This is a genomic window from Clostridium sp. chh4-2 (assembly GCF_002899675.1).
GTDB lineage: Bacteria > Bacillota > Clostridia > Lachnospirales > Lachnospiraceae > CHH4-2.
In genome coordinates this window covers 56,115-77,914 of record NZ_PKUU01000015.1, presented here as the reverse complement: position 1 = coordinate 77,914, position 21,800 = coordinate 56,115, and the positions used below count along the sequence as shown (strand labels likewise).

Annotated in this window: 20 protein-coding genes; 15 read left to right on the top strand and 5 right to left on the bottom strand. The window is 47.4% G+C overall.

Annotated elements, in window-relative coordinates; genetic code table 11:
* The first annotated feature begins 18 nt into the window (after positions 1-18).
* Genes C0033_RS16160 through larC form a run of 3 tightly spaced genes read left to right on the top strand, consistent with a single transcriptional unit; the run spans position 19 to position 2,103 of the window.
* Positions 19-345 carry a cupin domain-containing protein gene (locus C0033_RS16160; protein ID WP_103228923.1) on the top strand — a complete coding sequence of 109 codons (327 nt, stop codon included), beginning with the start codon at positions 19-21 and terminating at the stop codon, positions 343-345.
* Between the two features lie 22 nt (positions 346-367).
* A complete protein-coding gene (locus tag C0033_RS16155; protein WP_242984522.1) occupies positions 368-1,618 on the top strand; it encodes a benzoate/H(+) symporter BenE family transporter in 1,251 nt (416 codons plus the stop codon).
* A 5-nt stretch (positions 1,619-1,623) separates the two neighbouring features.
* Positions 1,624-2,103 (top strand): nickel insertion protein, encoded by a 480-nt coding sequence (gene larC, locus C0033_RS16150; RefSeq protein ID WP_103228922.1) that lies wholly within the window; start codon positions 1,624-1,626, stop codon positions 2,101-2,103.
* A gap of 85 nt (positions 2,104-2,188) precedes the next feature.
* Here larC and C0033_RS16145 read toward each other — a convergent pair whose 3' ends face one another.
* Genes C0033_RS16145 through C0033_RS16135 form a run of 3 tightly spaced genes read right to left on the bottom strand, consistent with a single transcriptional unit; the run spans position 2,189 to position 5,067 of the window.
* Positions 2,189-3,493, bottom strand: a complete 1,305-nt coding sequence (locus C0033_RS16145) for a TRAP transporter large permease (RefSeq protein WP_103228921.1) — start codon at positions 3,491-3,493, stop codon at positions 2,189-2,191.
* A gap of 3 nt (positions 3,494-3,496) precedes the next feature.
* Positions 3,497-4,027, bottom strand: coding sequence for a TRAP transporter small permease (locus C0033_RS16140; protein ID WP_103228920.1), 531 nt, complete (start codon positions 4,025-4,027; stop codon positions 3,497-3,499).
* Between the two features lie 11 nt (positions 4,028-4,038).
* Positions 4,039-5,067 (bottom strand): TRAP transporter substrate-binding protein, encoded by a 1,029-nt coding sequence (locus C0033_RS16135; protein WP_103228919.1) that lies wholly within the window; start codon positions 5,065-5,067, stop codon positions 4,039-4,041.
* Between the two features lie 292 nt (positions 5,068-5,359).
* Between C0033_RS16135 and C0033_RS16130 the strand changes: the two genes are divergently transcribed.
* On the top strand, positions 5,360-5,773 hold the full coding sequence (locus C0033_RS16130; RefSeq protein WP_103228918.1) for a hypothetical protein: 414 nt from the start codon (positions 5,360-5,362) through the stop codon (positions 5,771-5,773).
* Between the two features lie 97 nt (positions 5,774-5,870).
* Here the strand turns inward: C0033_RS16130 and C0033_RS16125 are convergent, their stop codons facing one another.
* On the bottom strand, positions 5,871-6,170 hold the full coding sequence (locus tag C0033_RS16125; protein WP_103228917.1) for a hypothetical protein: 300 nt from the start codon (positions 6,168-6,170) through the stop codon (positions 5,871-5,873).
* A gap of 13 nt (positions 6,171-6,183) precedes the next feature.
* The gene (locus C0033_RS16120; protein WP_103228916.1) at positions 6,184-7,221 is read right to left on the bottom strand and encodes a LacI family DNA-binding transcriptional regulator; all 1,038 of its coding nucleotides are present in this window, start codon (positions 7,219-7,221) and stop codon (positions 6,184-6,186) included.
* A gap of 280 nt (positions 7,222-7,501) precedes the next feature.
* Here C0033_RS16120 and C0033_RS16115 point away from each other — a divergent pair, with 280 nt between their 5' ends.
* The 11 genes from C0033_RS16115 (at position 7,502) to C0033_RS16065 (ending at position 21,761) form a co-directional block, all read left to right on the top strand.
* Positions 7,502-9,697 carry a PTS transporter subunit IIBC gene (locus tag C0033_RS16115; RefSeq protein ID WP_103228915.1) on the top strand — a complete coding sequence of 732 codons (2,196 nt, stop codon included), beginning with the start codon at positions 7,502-7,504 and terminating at the stop codon, positions 9,695-9,697.
* Between the two features lie 8 nt (positions 9,698-9,705).
* Positions 9,706-10,623 carry an endonuclease/exonuclease/phosphatase family protein gene (locus C0033_RS16110; RefSeq protein ID WP_103228914.1) on the top strand — a complete coding sequence of 306 codons (918 nt, stop codon included), beginning with the start codon at positions 9,706-9,708 and terminating at the stop codon, positions 10,621-10,623.
* Entirely contained in the window at positions 10,613-12,130 is a 1,518-nt protein-coding gene (gene malQ, locus C0033_RS16105; protein WP_242984524.1) for a 4-alpha-glucanotransferase, read from the top strand. The genes C0033_RS16110 and malQ overlap by 11 nt, the downstream gene beginning before the upstream one ends.
* 11 nt (positions 12,131-12,141) lie before the next feature.
* Complete coding sequence (locus C0033_RS16100) at positions 12,142-13,833, top strand: alpha-glucosidase (RefSeq protein ID WP_103228912.1); 1,692 nt, start codon at positions 12,142-12,144, stop codon at positions 13,831-13,833.
* 196 nt (positions 13,834-14,029) lie between these two features.
* Positions 14,030-15,358 (top strand): ABC transporter substrate-binding protein, encoded by a 1,329-nt coding sequence (locus tag C0033_RS16095; protein ID WP_103228911.1) that lies wholly within the window; start codon positions 14,030-14,032, stop codon positions 15,356-15,358.
* A 14-nt stretch (positions 15,359-15,372) separates the two neighbouring features.
* Positions 15,373-16,215, top strand: a complete 843-nt coding sequence (locus C0033_RS16090) for a sugar ABC transporter permease (RefSeq protein WP_103228910.1) — start codon at positions 15,373-15,375, stop codon at positions 16,213-16,215.
* Positions 16,215-17,060, top strand: coding sequence for a carbohydrate ABC transporter permease (locus C0033_RS16085; protein ID WP_207656876.1), 846 nt, complete (start codon positions 16,215-16,217; stop codon positions 17,058-17,060). Before C0033_RS16090 ends, C0033_RS16085 begins: the two co-directional genes overlap by 1 nt.
* Positions 17,061-17,706: 646 nt before the next feature.
* The gene (locus C0033_RS16080) at positions 17,707-18,714 is read left to right on the top strand and encodes an amidohydrolase family protein (RefSeq protein ID WP_103228909.1); all 1,008 of its coding nucleotides are present in this window, start codon (positions 17,707-17,709) and stop codon (positions 18,712-18,714) included.
* A gap of 19 nt (positions 18,715-18,733) precedes the next feature.
* Complete coding sequence (locus C0033_RS16075) at positions 18,734-20,104, top strand: hypothetical protein (RefSeq protein ID WP_103228908.1); 1,371 nt, start codon at positions 18,734-18,736, stop codon at positions 20,102-20,104.
* A 57-nt stretch (positions 20,105-20,161) separates the two neighbouring features.
* A complete protein-coding gene (locus C0033_RS16070; protein WP_180994770.1) occupies positions 20,162-20,989 on the top strand; it encodes a helix-turn-helix domain-containing protein in 828 nt (275 codons plus the stop codon).
* Between the two features lie 4 nt (positions 20,990-20,993).
* Complete coding sequence (locus C0033_RS16065) at positions 20,994-21,761, top strand: 3-ketoacyl-ACP reductase (protein ID WP_103228906.1); 768 nt, start codon at positions 20,994-20,996, stop codon at positions 21,759-21,761.
* Positions 21,762-21,800: the final 39 nt, after the last annotated feature.

Here is a 21,800-nt window from a genome sequence, read left to right as displayed (position 1 = left end):
AGAAGGGAGAAGAATTTGATGGAAATTGCAAACTGGAAGAACATTGAAAAAAAGCCGTTTCATGAAACAGCTGTCCGCCAGGTATTTTCCGGCGAGAACGTAATGCTGGTATTAAATACAATTGAACCCGGTTTCCCGCCGTTCCCTCATTCCCATCCTCATGAGCAGCTTCTTTGTATATTGGAAGGGGAATGCGAGGTGACGGTTGGCGAGGAAAAAAAGGTGATGAAGCCAGGAGATATGGTTAGAATTCCGCCGAATGCACATCATGATTTGTCGGTAATCGGGGAGCAGAGAGTTGTGAATATGGATGTATTTTCACCGATCAGAGAAGATTATCTTTGATTTGAGAAAGGAGGGGTTACATTTGGAAGGAAAACGATTGAATATGATTGAGCAGGGGCCAGGATTTAAATCAGGAATCAGGGATTTTAAAAAGGCGGTTAACCCGGGAACCATCGGCGGAGCGCTGGTGGCATTGGCATTTGCCTATACCGGCCCGGCAATTCTGGCATTTCAGGCGGGGCAGAATGCCGGATTTACTCAGGCGCAGACATTATCCTGGGTGTCTACCGTTTACATCGCAGGAGGCCTGTTAAGCTTTTTCCTGGGATTATATTATAAGATGCCGATCGTAGGGGCATGGTCAATTCCGGGAGTTGCGATGGTGGGACAGGCTATCTCGGGATACAGCTTTAATGAGGCGGCAGGAGCATTTCTGATCGCAGGTATCCTTGTATTTCTGCTCGGAATAACGGGATGGGTGAAGAAAATTATGGATTGGATTCCTTTGCCCATTGTTATGGGAATGATAGCCGGAGTATTCATGAAATACGGTACCGGGATTGTTTTAAATGCGAAAGCCGATATTGTGGTCGGCGCTGTCTGTATCTGCGCGTTTTTAATCACTCCATTGATTACTAAGAAAATCCCTCCGGTTCTTGGATCTTTGCTTTTTGGCATTCTTGCTGCTGTAGTTCGGGGGCAGTTTCATTTTGAAGTGTCGGACTACGGTTTGGCGGGCCCAATGTTAATCATGCCTAAGCTGAATCCGGGAACGATCATGTCGGTATCAATCCCTCTGGCTGTTTTGGTAATCGGGGCCGAAAATGCCCAGGCCATAGGCGTGTTAAAGGGAGCCGGATATAAAGTGCCCATCAATGCAATGACCATTGCATCCGGAATCGGCGGAATCGTAACGTCCTTTTTTGGAGGGCACAATGCCAATATCGCAGGCCCTATGACAGCAATCATTGCAGCGGACGGCAATGGACCAAAGGAATATCGTTACGGCGGCGCAGTTTTAAATGGAATCGGATTGATTGTATTCGGAGTCCTGGCAAGTTATGCTCTCGGCATCGTTGCCGGGCTGCCCAGCGCGTTGGTTTCACTGCTGGCCGGATTGGCAATGATTAATATTCTGATTAACGCTCTGAAAGATGCTTTCGGCTCTGGAATGTATAAAACAGGTGCATTTGCAGCTTTTGTCATAGGCATGAGCGGAATCACAATCTTGGGAATCGGTTCAGCATTCTGGTCTTTAGTGGGCGGAGTGGCTGTGGGCATTCTGGCAGATGGAAAAACAGCCAAAACACCGGCCGCAGTTAGGGAAGGATAAAAAAGGTGCAAAACAGCAGTTCATGGGAAAACGGGGAGGAAATCTGGGTACTTGAGACGAATATGGATGATTGCAGCGGAGAGGCCCTTGGATATGTGATGGAAAAACTGATGAATGAAGGGGCGAATGACGCATGTTATTGTCCGGTTTTTATGAAGAAAAACCGGCCGGCATATCTTCTGAAGGTTATCTGTACTCAAAAACTAGTCAGCCGCTTGGAAGACATCATCTTCGAACATACAACCACGCTGGGCATACGCAAATATCCGGTTCAGACGACGAGATTGGAGCGAGAAAGAACAGAAATTGACACCAAGTATGGGCGCGCTGAGGTGAAGATGGTGCGAAAAGGGGAGAACGTCCGCTGTTATCCGGAATATGAGAGTGTGAAAAGGATCTGTGAAAACGAGAGGCTGTCCTTTCAGGACGTCTACTATGAAGTGAAAAAAGCATTTGAAAAAACAGCAGTATTCCGCAATGAATGAGCGGAATACTGCTGTTTTTCAGTTTTGCGTAATAATCTGTACCAATGCCTGCCTAAACGTCAGTGATACCGTATTACACCCCTTTTTATTTAATCAGCCCCGCCATAGTAGGCAAAGCCATGCTAACAGCCGGTATATAAGTTACCAGAATCAACCCCACCAAAATGGACGCATAAAACATCAGCATATAAGGCATAACTTTAGCCAGCGAAGTCTTTCCAACCTTAATCGCCACAAACAGCGTATTCCCCACTGGAGGAGTGATATTACCGATACAGAGGTTATAAACCAGGATCAGGCCAAAATGAACCGGATGCATGCCAAATGTCTTAACAATCGGCAGGAACAATGGAGTGAAAATTAAAATTGCAGGAGTTACATCCATAAATGTTCCGGCGATTAGCAAAATCACATTCATGATCAGCAGGATGATAACCGGACTGTTGGTCAGCCCCAAAAGCCCTGCGGAGATCGCCTGCGGAATCTGTGTAAATGCCATAACCCATCCAAGGATATTGGATACGCCGATCAGGAATACGATCATGCCGCTCATCTTGGCGCTGTCCACCAGAATCTTCCAAAAGCTTTTTACCGTGATATTGCGGTAGCAGATGCCCAGAATCAGTGCGTATACAACGGCGATGGCCGAACCTTCGGTTGCGGTGAATACGCCTGCGATAATTCCGCCGATAACGACAACGATTAAGGACAGGGCGGGAATTGCCTTTAATGTAGCGGTTCCCAGCGTTTTCCAGTCAAATTTTCCCGGAGTTCCTTTATAACCCTTTTTCCGGGCAATGATAACCGCCACAACCACGCAGCAGATGGCCCATAAAATGCCGGGAATATAGCCGGCTAAGAACAGAGCGGCTACCGACGTGCCGCCGGAAACCAGTGAATAGGTGATGAGAGCATTGGACGGCGGGATTAAGAGGCCGGATGGGGCGGAAGCCCCGTTGGTAGCTGCGCAGACAGCCCGTTCGTAGCCCTGTTTATCCTCGCCTTCCTGAACCATGCTTCCGACTGCGGCTGCCGCTGCGGAAGCGGAACCTGAGATAGCGCCGAATAAAGCATTGGCTCCTACGTTGGTTACTAAAAGAGCGCCGGGAAGTTTTCCTAAGATGGCCAGCACGAAATCCACCAGCCGCTTGGCAATCCCCCCTTGATTCATCAGATTTCCTGCCAGGACAAAGAATGGAATCGCTGTCAGGCTGAATTTGCTCATGCCCACAAATGTTCTTTGGGCTGCGGTTAACACGGAAACATCTAAGGACACCATCTGAAGAATGGCGGCCAGGGCAGAGATACCGATTGCGTAGGAGATGGGAACTCCGGCGATCAGGAATACTGCAAGAACAATAATGATGATTGCTAAAGACTGCATTGCCATAATTTACGCTTCCTCCTTTTCAAGGTTCTCCACCAGGGCATCTTCTTCGCTGGTTGGTAATACCGGTATATTTCCTTTTACAATGTCATAGATATTCATGGCCGTGTAGACCATATTCAGAATACCGCTGAGAGGAAGTACGATATAGAAGACGCCGATGGCAACGCCCAGGGAAGAGGTCATCTGTCCCATTGCCAGGCTGGTGATCTGCACGCCTCCGTACAGGAGGATAACAGCGGAAAATACGAATGCAACGACTTCCGCAAATACGGCAAATCCCTTTTTCAGTGTTTCCGGCATTTTCTCCACGATTACCGGAATGTTCATATGGCCGCGTTCGCTGGTAATTAAACTAGCGCCCAAAAGGGACATCCAGGCAAATAAGTAGGAAACCAGTTCCTCAGACCAGGACGACGGATTCTGCAGTATGTATCTGGTAAGCACCTGCCAGCAGGTCAGAATGACCATAGCCAGGAAACTGATTCCGGCAAGGCCGTTTAATATATGAGTCAATGTATTTCTTAACTGCTTCATTTTGTTTCCCCCTATTCCGCTTCAGCAGGATATTCTGCGTTATATTTCTGGATTGCATCATAGATTGGCTGCAGGGCCGGATTGTTGCTCAGCACCGTGGCATGAAGCGGCTTGCAGGCTTCTACAAATGGTTTCTGGTCCGGGTAGACGAAATTCACGTTCTGGTCGTTTGCAGCCCGGTCTTTGGCGTTGTCCACGGCCTTTACCCATTCTTCCCTTTCAACCTGGTTCACCAGGCGGAAACCTTCTTCAAATACGGCCCGGTCTTCATCGGACAGCCCTTCCATAAATGCATTGTTTCCGATTAAAATATCAGGCACCATCTGATGCATATCATAAGAGTAATATTTGCAGATATCTCCATGGCCGTTATCGGTCAAAGCCATCTCATTATTTTCCGCACCGTCTATAATTCCGGATTGAAGGGCCGTATATACATCTCCGAATCCCATGGGCGTGGCGGAACCGCCTAACAGCTTCATCATCTCAATATTGGTGGGCGACTGCTGTACACGGATTTTCAGCCCCTTCAAATCGGCCGGTGATTCAATCGGCTTATTGATGGTATAGAAATTTCTTGTGCCCGCATCCAGCCAGGTTACAGCTGTAAATCCGGCTTTTTTCGTGGAATCAAAGATCGGTCCGGTCACTTCCGGGTCGTCCATAACGTGATGATAGGCGTCAGGACTTGCGAAAAGATAAGGCAGATTAAAGATTTCATAGTTCTTACTGAATGTTTCCAAGATGGCGTTGCTGGCAACACAGAAATCAATTGCGCCTGTCTGCGTCAGCTGTACCATGTCGGTCTGCGAACCTAACAGTTCGCTTGGATACACTTCAACTACGTATTTGTCGCCCAGCTTTTCGTTGATAAAGTCCTGAAAAGCGGTCAGCGCGATATGAGTTGGATGATTGGTGGATTGGTTATGGCCAATCCGGATGGTTCTCTTTTCCTGAGTATTTGCACACCCGCTTACTGACAGGCATGTGAGCGCAGCGCAGCATGCCAGGGCCAGTATTTTTGTTAACTTTCTCCTCATGGATAAATCCCTCCTGTTTTTAACACTGAGTATTCCCTTTACATTAGTACATCGTTCGGCAAATTTACGAAGGATGTACTAGGATGGTAGCACACGTAAAATGCGTTGAAAATAGTTTCAAATGATGCTTAACGACATCGTAACTAAAAAAGGAAAATCTTGTTCTGAGGCGTCATAAAATGTCAAAATATTCCACCTTTTACTTGATAGTTGCCTATTTGGAAATTGTGACTTCAACAGCTCCATGATATAATTAAAAAAGTAAACCGGGCGTTTGAAAGGAGAGGAAACCATGAAGATCATAAGCATTGTTACAGTGACGCAGATCATTTGCTGGATAATTTTTGTGTTTGGAGATTATCTTTCGGAAACAGTTTCCAATGATATCCTGCTTTATACAGCACTCCTTTTTCTCCCTGTTATCATTCCCATCGCTTATTTAATCTTTCAAAAAAAGGTGCATTATGATTCCGTTCCGGGATGGGTGAATACCTTAACCGTATTGCTTGTATGGGGCGTGGAGAATTTAATATTTGGGCGGATTATTATTGCCTTGCAGATTGTTCCGCAAGCCTATGGCGGCTGGGAACATTTTCTTAATGGAATCGAATATCTCATGTTTCCGATATTTAATATAGCGTTGGCTGTGATAATTGTAGCGTTTTGGAATTTAGTTGTTTTCATATATAAAAAGATAAAAGAATAACTGGAAATGAACAAAGGCAGGAGGAAGCGCCAAGAATCTTGACGCTTCCTCCTGTCTTTACTTGCCGCGCGCTGACCGGGCGCAGGCCAACATAAAGTTATGCTCTTAAAATCTCATTATATATTTCCAAAATCTCCACATACCCCGTAATCCGTGCGCCCTCTTGAAAATAAATCTTCATTCCGCATTTTAATGAATGGGGATAATACTCCGGTGAAAGAAAATAGATAACTCCTTCAGCCATTTCGCCCCTTTTTAACGTCTCCCCATTCCGGTATTCCTGCACTCCGGTGGTAAGATAATCTCCAATCCTGTGGGCAGGCCGGTATCCGCTGCATACAAAGTCCCGCCCTGTTAAAGTTATCCTTGCTTTTACATCGGGCATTTCTTCTCTCATCCCGGCTTCCCCTCTAAACCTGACCGGACGAACTGTTTTCTGCACAGCTGTCCCTCTCCACCATATGATGTGGCACAATGATCTTAGTGGCCATCAAATCGGGATTTTCGATATGGCTGATCATCTGTGAAGCCGCCTCGATGCCCAGCTGGCAGGAATTGATGTCCATGGATGTCAGCGGCGGTGAAGATAGCCGGGCAAACAGTGAATTATTGAAGGAAATGATGGACAAATCGTCCGGTATGGACAATCCCAGGCTGATGCAGATCTTTTCCAAAGCCATTGCCAGAATATCATCGCTGACCAAAACTGCGGTTGGCCGGTCGCTGCGGGTTAAAAGTTCGTATAAGGTCTGATTCTGCGCTTCCGACACCTCAGGCACTTCCACGCAGAACTCCGGAAGAAATGGAATCTGCTTTTCCGTCAGCGCCAGCATATATCCTGCCTTTCTGTCGCTGTTGAATAAGAGGGAGTGATCCCCTGACAGGTAGGCGATCCGTTTGTGCCCCAGGCCCAGGAGGTAAGCGGCGGCTTCTCTTCCGGCCAGCACATTGTCATTATCCACGTAGATCGTCTGATTGACATTGCGGTAGGCTTTGCCGATCAATACGTATAAAAGTCCCTCTTCATAGAGATAATCCAGGACAGGGTCCTGTTCCTTGGAGTATAATACGATATAGCCTTCCGCCAGCCCGGTTTTCGACATGGTTTTAATGGCGCGCAGAATCTCTTCCTCATTCTGGCCCGTAATCACCGTGTTGATGTACTGCTTCTGATTGCAGAACTGGCTGATTCCGCGGATCACTTCCAGATAAAAGGAATTCTGGTACGCCTCTTTTTCCGACGGCGGCAGGATGATTCCGATGGTGCGGGAATTCTGTGTGGCTAAACTGCTGGCCTGGAAATTCGGTTCATAGCCCAGTTTTGCCATGGCAGACCGCACTTTATCTTTTGTCTGCTTGCTGATAGAAGGATGGTCTTTGCATGTGCGTGATACTGTAGAAGGCGAAACGCCGGCAAGGGCGGCAACATCTTTAATCGTAACGGGCATAATAATCTCCTTAAATAAAATCATTTGTTACTCTTATTTTATATTTTTATGCAAATTTTGTCAAATGTATTTGCATAAAAATATGCAACAATCGTGCAAAAAGAAGCCATGAAACAGCCTTAAATGCATTAAAAAGTGCACAAAAACGGAATGCGTATTTTGTGTAAAAAGTAGAAAAGGCTAAAATATTAAAATAACAGTTGAAAAGTTAGTGCAACTATTCTATATTTAATGCAAGCGGTTGCGCAAACAATGCAACGAGATTCCCAGGAGGTAGGATATGAAAGAGAAGAAGGATGGGTTGAGCAAAATCAGGATTCTGTCACCGCTGACCGGAACGGCGGTTCCCATGGAAGACGTGCCGGACCCGGTATTTTCACAGAAGATCATAGGGGACGGGGCGGCTGTTATACCGGAGGACGGAAAGATTCTGAGCCCGGTGGACGGGGAAGTGGTTTCCGTGGCTGAAACTCTGCACGCATACGGATTCCGTTCAGAGGATGGAATTGAAGTGATGGTTCATTTCGGTTTGGAGACGGTTTCCATGAAAGGGGAATTTTTTACCTGCCATGTTAAACCTGGCGACAAGGTGAAAGCCGGAGACCTGGTTGCAGAGGCAGATTTAAAAGGGCTTCTGGAAAAGCAGGTGAATCCGGTCACGCCGGTAATCATCTGCGGAGGATTGGATGGGCGCAGGATGGAATGCAGAACCGGCGCGGTGAAGGCAGGGGAAGACGCCGTAGTTTCCATTATAGAAGCGGAGGAAATAAAAGAACCGGATCACCAGACGCAGAATGAGCCGGAATCCAAAGGGGATGGGAAACCGTCCCGCAATAAGAAATCCATTATCAATTTTGACTTCCTTCAAAAGCTGGGAAAAGTTCTTATGACGGTAATCGCCGTGATGCCGGCGGCCGGATTGATGATCAGCATTGGCAAACTGGTGCAGATGAGCGGCGGGGATATCGGCATGATACTCACCCTGGGAAGTACCATGGAGAATATCGGCTGGGCGATTATCAATAACCTGCACATTCTGTTTGCCGTTGCCATCGGAGGTTCCTGGGCTAAGGAAAAGGCGGGCGGAGCATTTGCGGCTGTGATCGCATTTATTCTGATTAATGTGATTACAGGAGCGCTTTTCGGGGTGAGCAGCGCTGATCTGGCCGATCCTGCGGCAGTGACCCATACCTTACTCGGTCAGGAAATTCTGGTAAACGGTTATTTTACTTCGGTGTTGGGATCACCGGCGCTTAATATGGGCGTGTTCGTAGGAATCATAGCCGGATTTACAGGCGGAGTGATTTATAACAAATATTACAATTACAGAAAGCTTCCCGACGCGCTGGCTTTCTTCAACGGAAAACGGTTCGTTCCTCTGGTGGTAATTCTCTGGTCCGTGATTATCTCCGTAGTTCTGGCGTTTGTATGGCCGGTGGTTCAGACCGGAATCAATGATTTCGGCGTTTGGATTGCCAATTCATCCGACACCTCTCCTGTGCTGGCTCCATTTGTCTATGGAACGCTGGAAAGGCTGCTGCTTCCGTTCGGACTTCACCATATGCTGACAATACCGATGAATTACACTTCTTTCGGCGGTACTTATACGATTTTAAGCGGAGTGAATGCAGGCTCTCAGGTGTTCGGCCAGGACCCGCTGTGGCTGGCATGGGCCACGGATTTGATTAATCTGAAAGATGCAGGCGATATGGCCGGATATCAGCAGCTTTTAACCACGGTTACGCCTGCCAGATTCAAGGTGGGACAGATGATCGGGGCCACAGGCCTCCTTCTGGGAATCGCTCTTGCCATGTACCGCAGAGTGGATGCGGACAAAAAGCATAAATACCGTTCCATGTTTATCTCAACGGTGCTGGCGGTATTTTTGACAGGCGTTACGGAGCCGCTGGAATTTATGTTCATGTTCTGCGCTCTGCCTTTGTATCTGATCTATGCGGTTTTACAGGGATGCGCGTTTGCTTTGGCAGGTGTTATCAACCTGAGGTTGCATTCCTTTGGAAATCTGGAGTTTTTAACCCGTATTCCCATGTCGGTGAAAGCGGGGCTGACCGGAGATATCATTAACTTTGTGATATGCGTTGCCGTGTTCTTTGCGGTGGGATATGCGGTGGCCTATTTTATGATCGGAAAATTCCATTTTGCAACGCCCGGGCGTCTGGGCAACTATACCGATGACAGCGGTTCCGACGAAAATGATTCCCAAGCTGCTGTAACCGGCGGCGGAGGCCAGGCGGAACGGATTATCGGCCTTTTGGGAGGCAGAGAGAATATCGTGCTGGTGGACGCCTGCATGACGCGGCTTAGGGTGACGGTTAAGGATGTGGCTAAAGTGGCGGACGCGGCGGCCTGGAAGGCGGAAGGAGCCATGGGACTGATTAAAAAGGACCAGGGAATCCAGGCGGTTTACGGTCCTAAGGCGGATGTGATGAAATCGGATATCAACGATATTTTATAGGAGCGGATATGAAGCTTATAACATTAAACACGCACAGTCTGGAAGAAGAACATTACGAGGAGAAACTGGAGCAGTTCGTCGAGGGAATCTGCCGGGAAATGCCCCATGTGATCGCCCTTCAGGAGGTAAACCAGACCAGGACAAAGGCGCCTGTGCCTGTGGATCTTCTGGAACGGTCCGGCTATATTCCCTGTGAGCTTGGAGATGACTGTGAAGAGGCCGTGATACGGGAAGACAATCACGGTTACCGGGCGGCGAAGATGCTGTTGGAACGGGGCGTATCCTATTCCTGGACCTGGGTTTCGGCAAAAATCGGGTATGAGAGATACGATGAAGGCCTGGCGCTGTTTTGCCGTTTCCCGGTTCTTGATACCGGACAGTTTTTTATAACAAAGACCCACGATTACCGGAACTGGAAGACCAGAAAGATTCTGGGAATCACAGCTATGACAGACCGGGGGTCTCAGCAGTTTTACAGCGTTCATATGGGCTGGTGGCAGGATGAAGAGGAACCGTTTTATGAACAGTGGAAACGGATCGCCGGCCTGGTTAAACCGCAAGAAGGAGCGCCGTCGTGGCTGATGGGAGACTTTAATTCCCCTTCCCATATCCCGGGGGAAGGATATGATTTGATTAAAAAATCCGGCTGGCAGGATTCCTATGAGCTGGCAGAGGAAAAGGACGGCGGCAATACGGTGGATCATTCCATTGACGGCTGGAAGGATAAAAAAGAGAAAAGGGCCATGAGGATTGATTACATCTGGGCGGACCGGAAAATGCCGGTTAAATGTTCCCGTGTCCTGTTTGACGGGAAATGTTATCCTGTGGTATCGGATCATTTTGGAATATCAGCAGAATGCGGATCAGGCAAAGCGGTGTCCGCGGATTCCGGTATGCGGGAAAATCTGCATGGAAATGAGGAATAATATGAAACGAGAAAGCGGAATTTTATTATCGGTTTCCAGCCTGCCTTCCAGGTATGGGATCGGATGCTTTTCTAAAGAAGCGTATGAGTTTGTGGATCAGCTGAAACTGGCGGGCCAGTCCTATTGGCAGATTCTGCCGTTAGGGCCTACCAGTTACGGGGATTCACCCTATCAGTCATTTTCCACATTTGCGGGAAATCCCTATTTCATCAGTTTGGAAGAGCTGATAGAAGAAGGCGTGCTGAGCCGGAAGGAATGCGGGGCGGCGGATTTCGGCAGAACGCCTGAAAGCGTGGATTATGCTAAGGTATATGCGGCGCGCTATCCGCTGCTTCGCAAGGCCTATGAGCGGAGCCGGATTGCCGAAAACGGGGAATTTGTTCGGTTTAAAGAGGAAAATAACTGGTGGCTGCAGGATTATGCGCTGTTTCGGGCGGTAAAAACAAGATTTGAGGAAAAGGCCTGGACAGAGTGGCCGGAGGATATACGGCTCAGGAGACAGAACGCCCTGGATTATTACCGGAAGGAACTGTATTTTGAAATCGAGTTCCACGAATATCTCCAGTTTACATTTATGAAGCAGTGGAAGAAATTGAAGGCTTATGCAAACGGCCGGGGAATCCGGATAATCGGGGATATTCCCATCTATGTGGCCTTGGACAGCGCGGATACCTGGGCGCATCCGGAACTGTTCCAGCTGGACGGCGACAACGCTCCGACTGCGGTAGCGGGATGCCCGCCGGATGGATTTTCAGCCACCGGACAGCTTTGGGGAAATCCGCTTTACCGGTGGGATTATCACAGGAATACGGGATACCGGTGGTGGCTGGAACGGCTTTCTTACTGTTACCGGCTGTATGATGTGGTGCGGATCGATCATTTCCGGGGATTTGACCAGTATTTTTCCGTTCCGGCGGGGGCGGCGACTGCGGCCCCCGGCCACTGGGAACAGGGGCCGGGAATTGAGCTGTTTCGCAAGGTAAGGTCCGAGTTAGGTGAGAAGGAGATTATCGCGGAGGACCTGGGATATGTGACCGATTCGGTAAGGCAGCTGGTGAGAGACAGCGGGTATCCGGGAATGAAGGTGCTGGAATTCGCATTTGACGCCAGGGATTCGGGATGCGCCAGCGATTATCTTCCCCATAATTATCCGGAAAACTGCGTGGTTTATACGGGAACCCATGACAATGAAACCATTGCCGGATGGTACCGTTCCATTCAGCCGGAGGAACAGAAACTGGCCCGGGACTATCTGAATGATTATTACACGCCTGATGAAGAGCTCAACCAGTCGTTTATCAGCCTGGTAATGCGCAGTCAGGCCAGAATCTGCATCATTCCGCTTCAGGATTACCTGGGACTGGACAATAAGGCGCGGATCAATCTGCCTTCTACAGTGGGAACCAACTGGAAATGGCGTCTGATACCGGGGCAGTTGTCCAAGAAAACGGTTGAAAATATAGGAGCTGTTACTCTGCGGTACGGCCGCTGGAACTGGCAGCCTTAAAGGAGGATACAATGGAACAAAAATGGTGGCATAATAAGACCGCATACCAGATTTATCCCAAAAGCTTTTATGATTCCAATGGAGACGGAATCGGGGATATCAAAGGGATTATGGAAAAACTGGACTATCTGAAGGAACTGGGCATCGACATCCTGTGGATTTCTCCTGTTTATCTGTCCCCATGCGCGGATCAGGGGTATGATATCGCAGATTATTATCAGATAGATCCCCAGTTCGGAACCATGGAGGACATGGATACTTTGCTGGCAGAAGCGAAGAAAAGGGATATGCATGTTCTGATGGATCTGGTGGTGAATCACTGTTCGGATGAGCATGAATGGTTTAAAAAGGCGTGTGAAGATCCGGACGGGGAGTACGGAAAGTTTTTCTACATGGAAAAGGCAAAGGATGGGAAACTGCCCTGCAATTGGAGGTCTTATTTCGGAGGCCCGGTATGGGAGCAGGTGCCCGGAACGGATTATTACTATCTGCATGTATTTCATAAAAAGCAGCCGGACCTCAATTGGGAGAATCCAAAGCTGCGCGAATCCATTTACCGGATGATCAACTGGTGGCTGGAAAAGGGATTGGCAGGTTTCCGGATCGATGCGATCATCAATATCAAGAAACCGCTGCCGTTTCGGGATTATCCGGCGGACCGGGAAGACGGATTGTGTGATATGGGGCAGGTTCTTGCGGACGCCAGGGGAATCGGCGAATTTTTAGGCGAGATGAGGGACCGGACATTTAAGCTTCACGACGCATTTACTGTAGGTGAAGTGTTCAATGAAAAAGAAGAAGAGCTTCCTGATTTCATCGGGGAAAACGGATATTTTTCCTCCATGTTTGATTTCCGTCAGACCGTGGAAGGCAAATCGCCGCTCGGATGGTATGACTGCAGAAAGCCGGCGCCGGAAGATTACAAGAGGTGCTGTTTTGAAAGCCAGAGGCGGAGCGAAGGCGTGGGATATCTGGCCAATATCATCGAAAATCACGATGAGCCGAGAGGCGTCAGCCACTACCTGCCAGATGGCGCCCGGAATGAACGGGGAAAGAAACTTTTGGCAGTTATGTATTTTATGCTGAAAGGCATTCCTTTTATCTATCAGGGACAGGAGCTGGGAATGGAAAATACGGTTTTTAAGTCCATAGACGAGGTGGATGATGTGGGATCGAAGGACGAATACCGCCGTTGTCTGGAAGTGGGGTACAGTGAAGAAGAGGCATTGAAGATCATCAACCACTACAGCCGGGACAATGCGAGAACCCCATTTCAGTGGAACGGCGAAGACAACGCCGGATTTACCAAAGGGCGTCCATGGCTGGCTGTCAATCCTGATTATCCGGATATCAATGCAGAGGAACAGATGGGACGGAAGGACAGCGTTTATGCCATTTACCGTGCACTGATCTCACTGAGAAGAAATCCGGTTTACGAAAATACGGTTGTCTATGGAAAGACCGAACCGGTGTTGTCCGGTGAAAAAGATATCATGGCATATGTGAGAAGGGGAGAAGATCAGGACATTCTGGTGGTCGGCAATTTCGACGGCCGGGACAGAGAGATAAGTCTGGAAACGATTGAGGGCTGTAAGGGAAAAGAAACGCTGCTCATCAATAACTGTGAGGATTTCACGATGGACAATCAACGGTTAATACTGAATCCTTATCAGGCGGTTGTAATCGCATATGATAAATTTTAAGAGGGAAGTTTCAGATAGAGAAAGAGCGTGACAGATTCAGGTTCACAGCTTAATAAAAGTTTTATTGCCATTTTTGGAAACGTTTCCGGTAACGTAACCGGAAAGAGAAATGCCTTGTTCAGAGAGGATTTTTGCCCGTAATTGTGAGGGCACTGAACAATTACATAATAAAAATTAAATCCAGGAGGAGAAAGTCATGAGAAAAAATTTAGTAAAAGGAATCCTTTGCGCGGCTATGGCGGCAGCGGTTCTCAGCGGCTGTGCGTCGGGGAACAAAAAGAACGACAATGTGGGAAAGGTTTACTATCTTAACTTTAAACCGGAAGTTACAGATGTCTGGGAAGAGATTGCAAAGGTTTATAAAGAGGAAACAGGAGTTGAGGTGAAAGTGGTGACTGCGGCAGGCGGAAACTACGAATCCACGTTAAAGTCTGAAATCGCCAAAACAGACGCCCCCACATTATTCCAGATCAACGGCCCCATCGGCTATCAGTCCTGGAAGGATTACTGCCTGGATTTAAAAGACAGCGATTTTTATAAAGCTTTGATCGACCAGTCCTTAGCGATCACCGGAGATGACGGCGGTGTTTACGGCGTGCCGTTTGCAATCGAGGGATACGGAATCATCTATAACAACGCCATCATGAAAAAGTATTTTGAAATGGACGGAGCCGTTGTCAAATCTACGGATGAGATCATTAATTTTGACACTTTAAAAGCGGTTGTGGAAGATATGCAGTCCAAGAAAGACCAGCTGGGAATCAAAGGCGTATTTGCATCCACCTCTTTGCTTCCGGGAGAAGAATGGAGATGGCAGACCCACACGGCAAACCTTCCGGTTTACCAGGAATATAAAGATAAAAATGTGGATGACCTGGCTGAAATTGAATTTACATACGGAGACAATTTTAAAAATATCTTCGATCTTTACATCAACAATTCCACCACAGATCCGAAAATGCTGGGAAGCAAAGGTGTAAACGATTCCATGGCAGAATTTGCATTGGGCCAGGCTGCTATGGTGCAGAACGGCAACTGGGCGTGGGGACAGATCGCAGACGTATCCGGTAATGTGGTGAAAGCGGAAGACATCGGAATCTTACCAATTTACATGGGACTTCCGGATGAAGAGAATCAGGGCTTATGTTCAGGAACTGAAAACTATTTCTGTATCAATAAACAGGTTTCCGAGGCCAGCCAGAAGGCTTCTCTGGATTTTGTTTACTGGCTGATTAATTCTGAAACAGGAAAAGATTATATGACAAACCGTTTGGGCAATATCGCTCCATTTACAACATTCGGCGAGGATGAAAAACCAACCGATCCTCTGGCACAGCTTTTGCTGGCGTCTATGGAAAGCGATAAAACCAACATTCCATGGGTATTTACCACATTCCCAAGCCAGACATTTAAGGACAATTTCGGAAGCGCCCTGTTAGAATATGCCCAGGGAACGATGAACTGGGATGAGGTGAAATCGGTTGTGGTTGAGCAGTGGAAGACGGAGAAGGAAGCTGCCAAATAAAAGGAGGCACAATTATGGGTAAAACTATGAAACGCTATTTCGCAATTTTTGTACTGCCCACACTGATTGCATTTTTCATCGCGTTTGTTATACCGTTTGTTATGGGGCTGTATCTGTCATTTTGTGATTTTACAACGGTCACAAATGCCACGTTTGTAGGTTTTTCCAACTATATTAAAGCGTTTACCAACCAGGATTTTTTAAATGCCCTGTGGTTTACTGTTAAATTTGCGGCAGTTGCGGTTATTACCATCAATGTATGCGGGTTCATTCTGGCGCTGATGCTGACGCAGAAGATCAAAGGAACCAATATATTCAGAACCGTGTTTTTTATGCCAAACCTGATCGGCGGCATCGTGCTGGGGTATATCTGGCAGTCCATGATTAACGGCGTGCTTTCCCAGATCGGCGTCACCATGCTGATGGACCCAAGCTACGGCTATTGGGGGATGATTATTCTGATGAACTGGCAGCTGATCGGTTATATCATGATCATCTACATCGCCGGGCTTCAAAATGTATCCACAGACATCTTGGAAGCGGCCAGGATAGACGGGGCCGGGAAGCTGCAGACGCTTACAAGAGTGACGATTCCCATGGTCATGCCGTCCATTACCATCTGCCTGTTTTTAAGTATTGCCAATTCTTTTAAGATGTTTGACCAGAACCTTGCTTTAACAGGCGGCGGGCCTTCCAATAAGACGGCCATGCTGGCACTGGATATCTTTAATACATTTTACGGCAAAGTCGGATTTGAAGGAGTAGGCCAGGCCAAGGCGGTGGTATTCTTCATAATTGTGGCCGGAATTGCCATGACGCAGCTGGCATTTACCAGAAAGAAGGAGGTTGAGAGCTGATGAGTACAAGAACACGAAAAATGGAGCACCCATTTCTATTTGTCATACTGTGTGCGCTTGTTGTAATCTTTTTGGTACCTATTTTCTTTATTCTGATGAACTCCTTTAAGGGAAAACTGTACATCAGCGACAGTCCCTTTGCATGGCCGTCCGGCGATTTGTTCGTTGGAATGGAAAATTACACGGAAGGAATCAGAAAAACGGGGTTCTTTGCGGCTTTTGGCTGGTCTTCATTTATCACTGTGTGTTCGGTGGGAGTGATTATCTTGTTCACCTCCATGACGGCCTGGTATATCACCAGGGTGAAGTCAAAGGTGACCAGCGCCCTTTATTATATGTTTGTATTCTCCATGGTTGTACCGTTTCAGATGATCATGTTCACCATGTCCAAACTGGCGGATATGATGCGGCTCAATAATCCGCTGGGTATGGTGGTGCTGTATCTGGGATTTGGGGCCGGGCTTTCGGTGTTCATGTTCTGCGGTTTTGTGAAAGCGATTCCTTATGAGATCGAAGAGGCGGCCATGATCGACGGCTGCAATCCGCTGGAAACATTTTTTAAGATTGTTATGCCGATTTTAAAACCTACGGCCATTACGGTGGCGATCCTGAACGCGATGTGGATCTGGAATGACTATCTGCTTCCTTATCTTGTAATCGGCGTTTCCACTCCGTATAAGACCATTCCGGTGGTTGTGCAGTATCTGATGGGGTCTTACGGGTCCAAGGATTATGGATCGTTGATGGCGCTTTTGGTGCTGGCGATTATCCCGATTATTATATTTTATCTGTTCTGCCAGAAATATATTATTGAAGGCGTTGTGGCGGGGGCTGTTAAGGGATAAAAGTACGCCCGCCCCAGGGAACCGTGAAGAAACGGCGGCAGCCAGAGGCCGGATCAAGGCCGGGGAACGATGGGAGGGATCAGGTTACGGGTTTCGGAGTTAAGATTTACTAAGACGCTGGAATTTTGCTAAAAGCGCACGGTCCAAATAAAAAACTCGCGGTGAAGCCGCTCAAACAATTTTATTTGGACCGTGCAACGCAAAATCCCACCGCCTAAGTAAATCTACAACTCCTGCAAACGAACCTGATCCCTCCCATCGTTCCCCGGCCTTGATCCGGCCTCCGGCTGCCGCCGTTTCTCCACGGTTCCCTGGGGCGGGCTGGTTTTGGCTGGCGTAGGAAAAGATGAAAAGAGTTTTATTAATGTGAATAATCTGATTACTTTCTTTGGAGGGTAATTGGGTTATTTTTTTATTACTTTGAATTAATTAGAATTGACAAAAATCCAAATGACAATTTATGAATTATGCATAATTATTCGTTGCTGAGATAGAAATAACGGTATAATATAACAAGATATTCCATGTTTTCAGCAGGATTGTACAGGATAAGGCATTAGGAGAAATGATATTATCAAATCAGAAAGTGAGACTGGCGATATCATTGGGCCCGGTTTTACAAGAATGAAGGAGAAGGAGTATCAATATGAAATCAATCGATGTATTCTGTCATCTGATGCCGCAGAACTATGCAAAAATGGCTATGGACGAATCTCCGAACAAATCGCATATGTTCGTGAGAGCTTTAGAAATGCAGGCAATGTCCGATATGGACTACCGTCTGGAGGTGCTGAAACAGTTTCCGGGATATAAGCAGATTCCCAACATTGTTTCTCCGCCTGTGGAGCTGTTTGCAGGGCCGGATAAGTCCCCTAAGATTGCGGCTGTGGGAAATGATGAGATAAAGAGAATTGTAGAAAAATGTCCGGAGTATTATGATGGATTTATTGCAGGAATCCCTTTCAACAACGTGTCCGCTTCTGTTGATGAGATTAAGAGGTGTAAGGATATGGGCGCAAAAGGGGTTCAGATCTATACGCATATGAACGGGGAAGCGATTGACCAGGAGAAATTCTGGCCGATTTATGAGATTTGTGAAAAATTAGATCTTCCTGTACTGCTTCATCCGGTAGGAGGGCAGAAAACGCCGGAGTATGCCACAGAAGAATGTTCGAAATATGAATTGTGGTTTTTGATCGGCTGGCCGTACCAGACAACGACAGCCATGTGCAGGCTGGCATTTTCCGGCATTTTTGAAGACTTTCCTGATTTGAAAATTGTGACGCACCACGTGGGAGCCATGATCCCCATGCTGGAGGGAAGGATCGAAAACGGCCTTAAAATGTACGGGGGAAGGACAGCCCCTGAACTGAGAGCGCAATTGACGAAGACAAAGCTAAAGGGAGATCCGATCGATACATTTAAAAAATTCTATGCGGATACCGCTTCCTTCGGATCGGCCTCTGCCATCCGCTGCGGCATTGATTTCTTTGGAAAAGATCATATTCTGTTCGCTTCCGACATGCCGTTTGACCCGGAAGAAGGGCCCGGATATATTGACCGGACGTTAAAGGCAATTGACAGCCTTAACTTAGGAGAAGAAGATAAAAAAGCGATTCTTTACGGTAATGCAGAACAGATATTTCATATTTGATTAGAGTAGGGGGATAACGATGTTGAAATTCATAAATACCATATTTACAAACCAGTTTTTCTTAATGTTTCTGGCCATAGCGACGGGGCTGCTGATTGGAAAAATAAAAATAAAAAGCTTTTCACTTGGGGTTTCCGGGGGCATTTTTACCGGAATTATAATCGGTTATTTCGTTACAAAATGGGCACATACCGCTTCGGAAGGCGCAATCGGCTATGCCAATGCCAAAAGAATCCTTTCCACCGGAGTGGTGGCTCAGGCGTTTTTTACCTTTTTTCTTCTGCTGTTTCTGGTATCCATCGGTTTGAAGGTGGGAAACAGCATTGGAACCATTTTTAAGAAATACGGAATGAAATTTGTGATCATAGGAGTATCCATTCCGGTGGTATCCATGATCACCGCATGCGTCCTTTACGGAACCGTGCTTTCTTCTAATGGAAGCATTACGCCGTTTGAAACGATTGGAATGTACGCAGGAGCTATGACCACTACGCCGGGTTACGGAACGGCTTTAGACGCAGCGGGCAACGTTGATTATGCAAAGCTTTATGAGGAAGCGTCCTCAGAAGAGAAGGACCGGATGCTTAAAAAGATCGATCCGACGGGAGCGTTAACTCAGGAGAATACGCCGTCTCTCGGTGAAGAGCAGGTTGCGGCCTATAAGGAAGAGGCGTCTTCAGCGGTCAGCCTGGGCTATACGGTGGCATTTCCCATGGGAGTGCTGGTAATTGTGGTGATGATCTCCATTTTGCCAAAGCTGTTCAGGATTGATATGGAGAAGGAAAAAGAGGCATATCAGAAAGAGATCGGAGAATCCGGCGAGGCATTAAAGAATGGAAAAGAGCAGCCGTTAAACTTCATGGTTATGTCTTTAGTTGCGGTAATCGGCATTGTTGTGGGCACCATTACCATTCCGTTAGGGCGTTTCGGCAGTTTTTCGCTGGGAGCGGCCGGAGGCGTGTTGTTGGCGGCACTTATTTTAAGCTATATCGGCCAGATCGGGCCTGTGAATTTCAGAATGGATACCAAGTCGCTGGGCACCATGTACCAGATGGGGCTGACATTTTTCATGGCAGTGGTAGGGCTTCGTTATGGGTATGATGTTGTGACATCTCTTATGGGTTCCGGTCTTGCCATTGCGGTTTCCGCAATTATCGTAGAGGCGGTGGCTGTTTTGATCAGCTTTTTGATCGGACATAAGCTGTTCGGTTTGAACTGGATCATTTTAAGCGGCGCCATTGCGGGCGGATGTACGTCTGCGCCGGGGCTGGGGGCTGCGATCAGTTCTACAGGATCGGAGGAACCGACAACCGGATACGGAGCGGCCCAGCCGTTTGCGATTCTGGCCAATGTGCTGTTGGCAACCATATTTTTTAACATCATGTTGTAAAGAAAAGGATAAATCTGTGATACAATAATCTAAATCATGTTTTACGGAGGAAAGGCTATGGAGGATTTCTGGATAGAGCACAGGTACAGTTCCTGCAATTATCAGCTTCGCCATCACTATGAATATACATACCAGGTGCTGTTTCTTCTTTCCGGAAGAATCCTGTACCAGGTGGGAGAAAAGAAATATGAAGTGTCCAAAGGCGGGATGATCGTGCTGAACACGTTGGAAGAGCATACCCTTGAGGTGCTGGAATATCCCTACGAGCGCTATATTATCCAGATATCTCCTACCTTTTTCCGTAATGAGGTGAAATATCCGGAGATCATCTCCATTTTCATCCGGCGTCCCCCGGATTTTTCCCATCTGCTCACCATGGAAGAACCGGTTTGGAATTACATTTATGATCTGGTTCGGGAGATGGAGAAGGAATATCTGGGAAAGCGCCTTTATTGGGAGATGTGTATCGGAGCCGATTTAAGAAAAATGTTTATCACCGTTTTCAGAGAATGTGCCAACGCCCTGTCGATGATGAAGATGAGTTCATCCACCGGGATCGCCTATAAGGTGATGAATTATCTGGAACACCATTATACGGAAGACATCTCGCTGGACAGCGTGGCGTCGGCGCTGTTTCTCAATAAGAATTATATTGCCCATGTATTTAAGGATGAGACGGGAAGCAGCCCCATGGATTATACGATTTCACTCAGGATGAGCCATGCGAAAGCGCTTCTCATGGAAACAGACCAGAGCATTTCCGATATAGCTGTGAAATGCGGCTATACGGATTTTACATATTTTTCAAAGCAGTTTAAGAAAAATACCGGTTTATCGCCGAGTATGTTCAGAAAAGCTGAGATTAACAGGATGGAGGACAGGTAGCGCCATGAAAAAGACTGCAATTGTTACGGGCGGCAGCCGGGGGATCGGATATGCCATCGCAAAACAGCTGGGATTAGACGGCTGTCAGGTGGTGATTATGGCTACAGGAGAGCAAAAAACATACCAGGAAGCGCTGGACGGCCTGACCGCGCTGGGAATTGACTGGTATTATGTGAGAGGTTCCATAGATGATCAGGAGAGCAGGGAACGGCTTGTGCGGGAAACTGTGGAACATTTCGGCAGGATCGATATTCTGGTTAACAATGCCGGCGTTGCCCCCAAGGAGAGAAAAGACCTTCTGGAAATGACCCAGGAAAGCTTTGACCGGGTGATGGGGATCAATGCGAAAGGAACTATGTTTTTAACCCAGCTGGCGGCGAAGCAGATGATCAGTCAGGAACAGGTATTTGAAAATAAAGGCCACATCGTAAATGTGGGTTCCTGCTCGGCGGAGGTTTCCTCCACTTCCAGAGGGGAGTACTGCATTTCCAAGGCGGCGTTAACCATGATGACCACTCTGTATGCGGACCGTCTGGCTTCGGAAGGAATTGTGGTAAATGAGGTGCGCCCCGGAGTAATCGCAACAGATATGACCAGTGTGGTAACGGAAAAATACGATAAGATGATTGAAGACGGAGTATTTCCCATTGCCCGCTGGGGTAAGCCGGAGGATGTAGCCAATATGGTCAGCCTGTTCTGCTCCGATAAAGTCCTTTATACAACCGGAAATTATGTGGATGTGGACGGGGGATTTCATATCAAGCGTCTGTAAACGGCAGAATCCGAAGCTGCGGCGGTAATAAATGGAGCT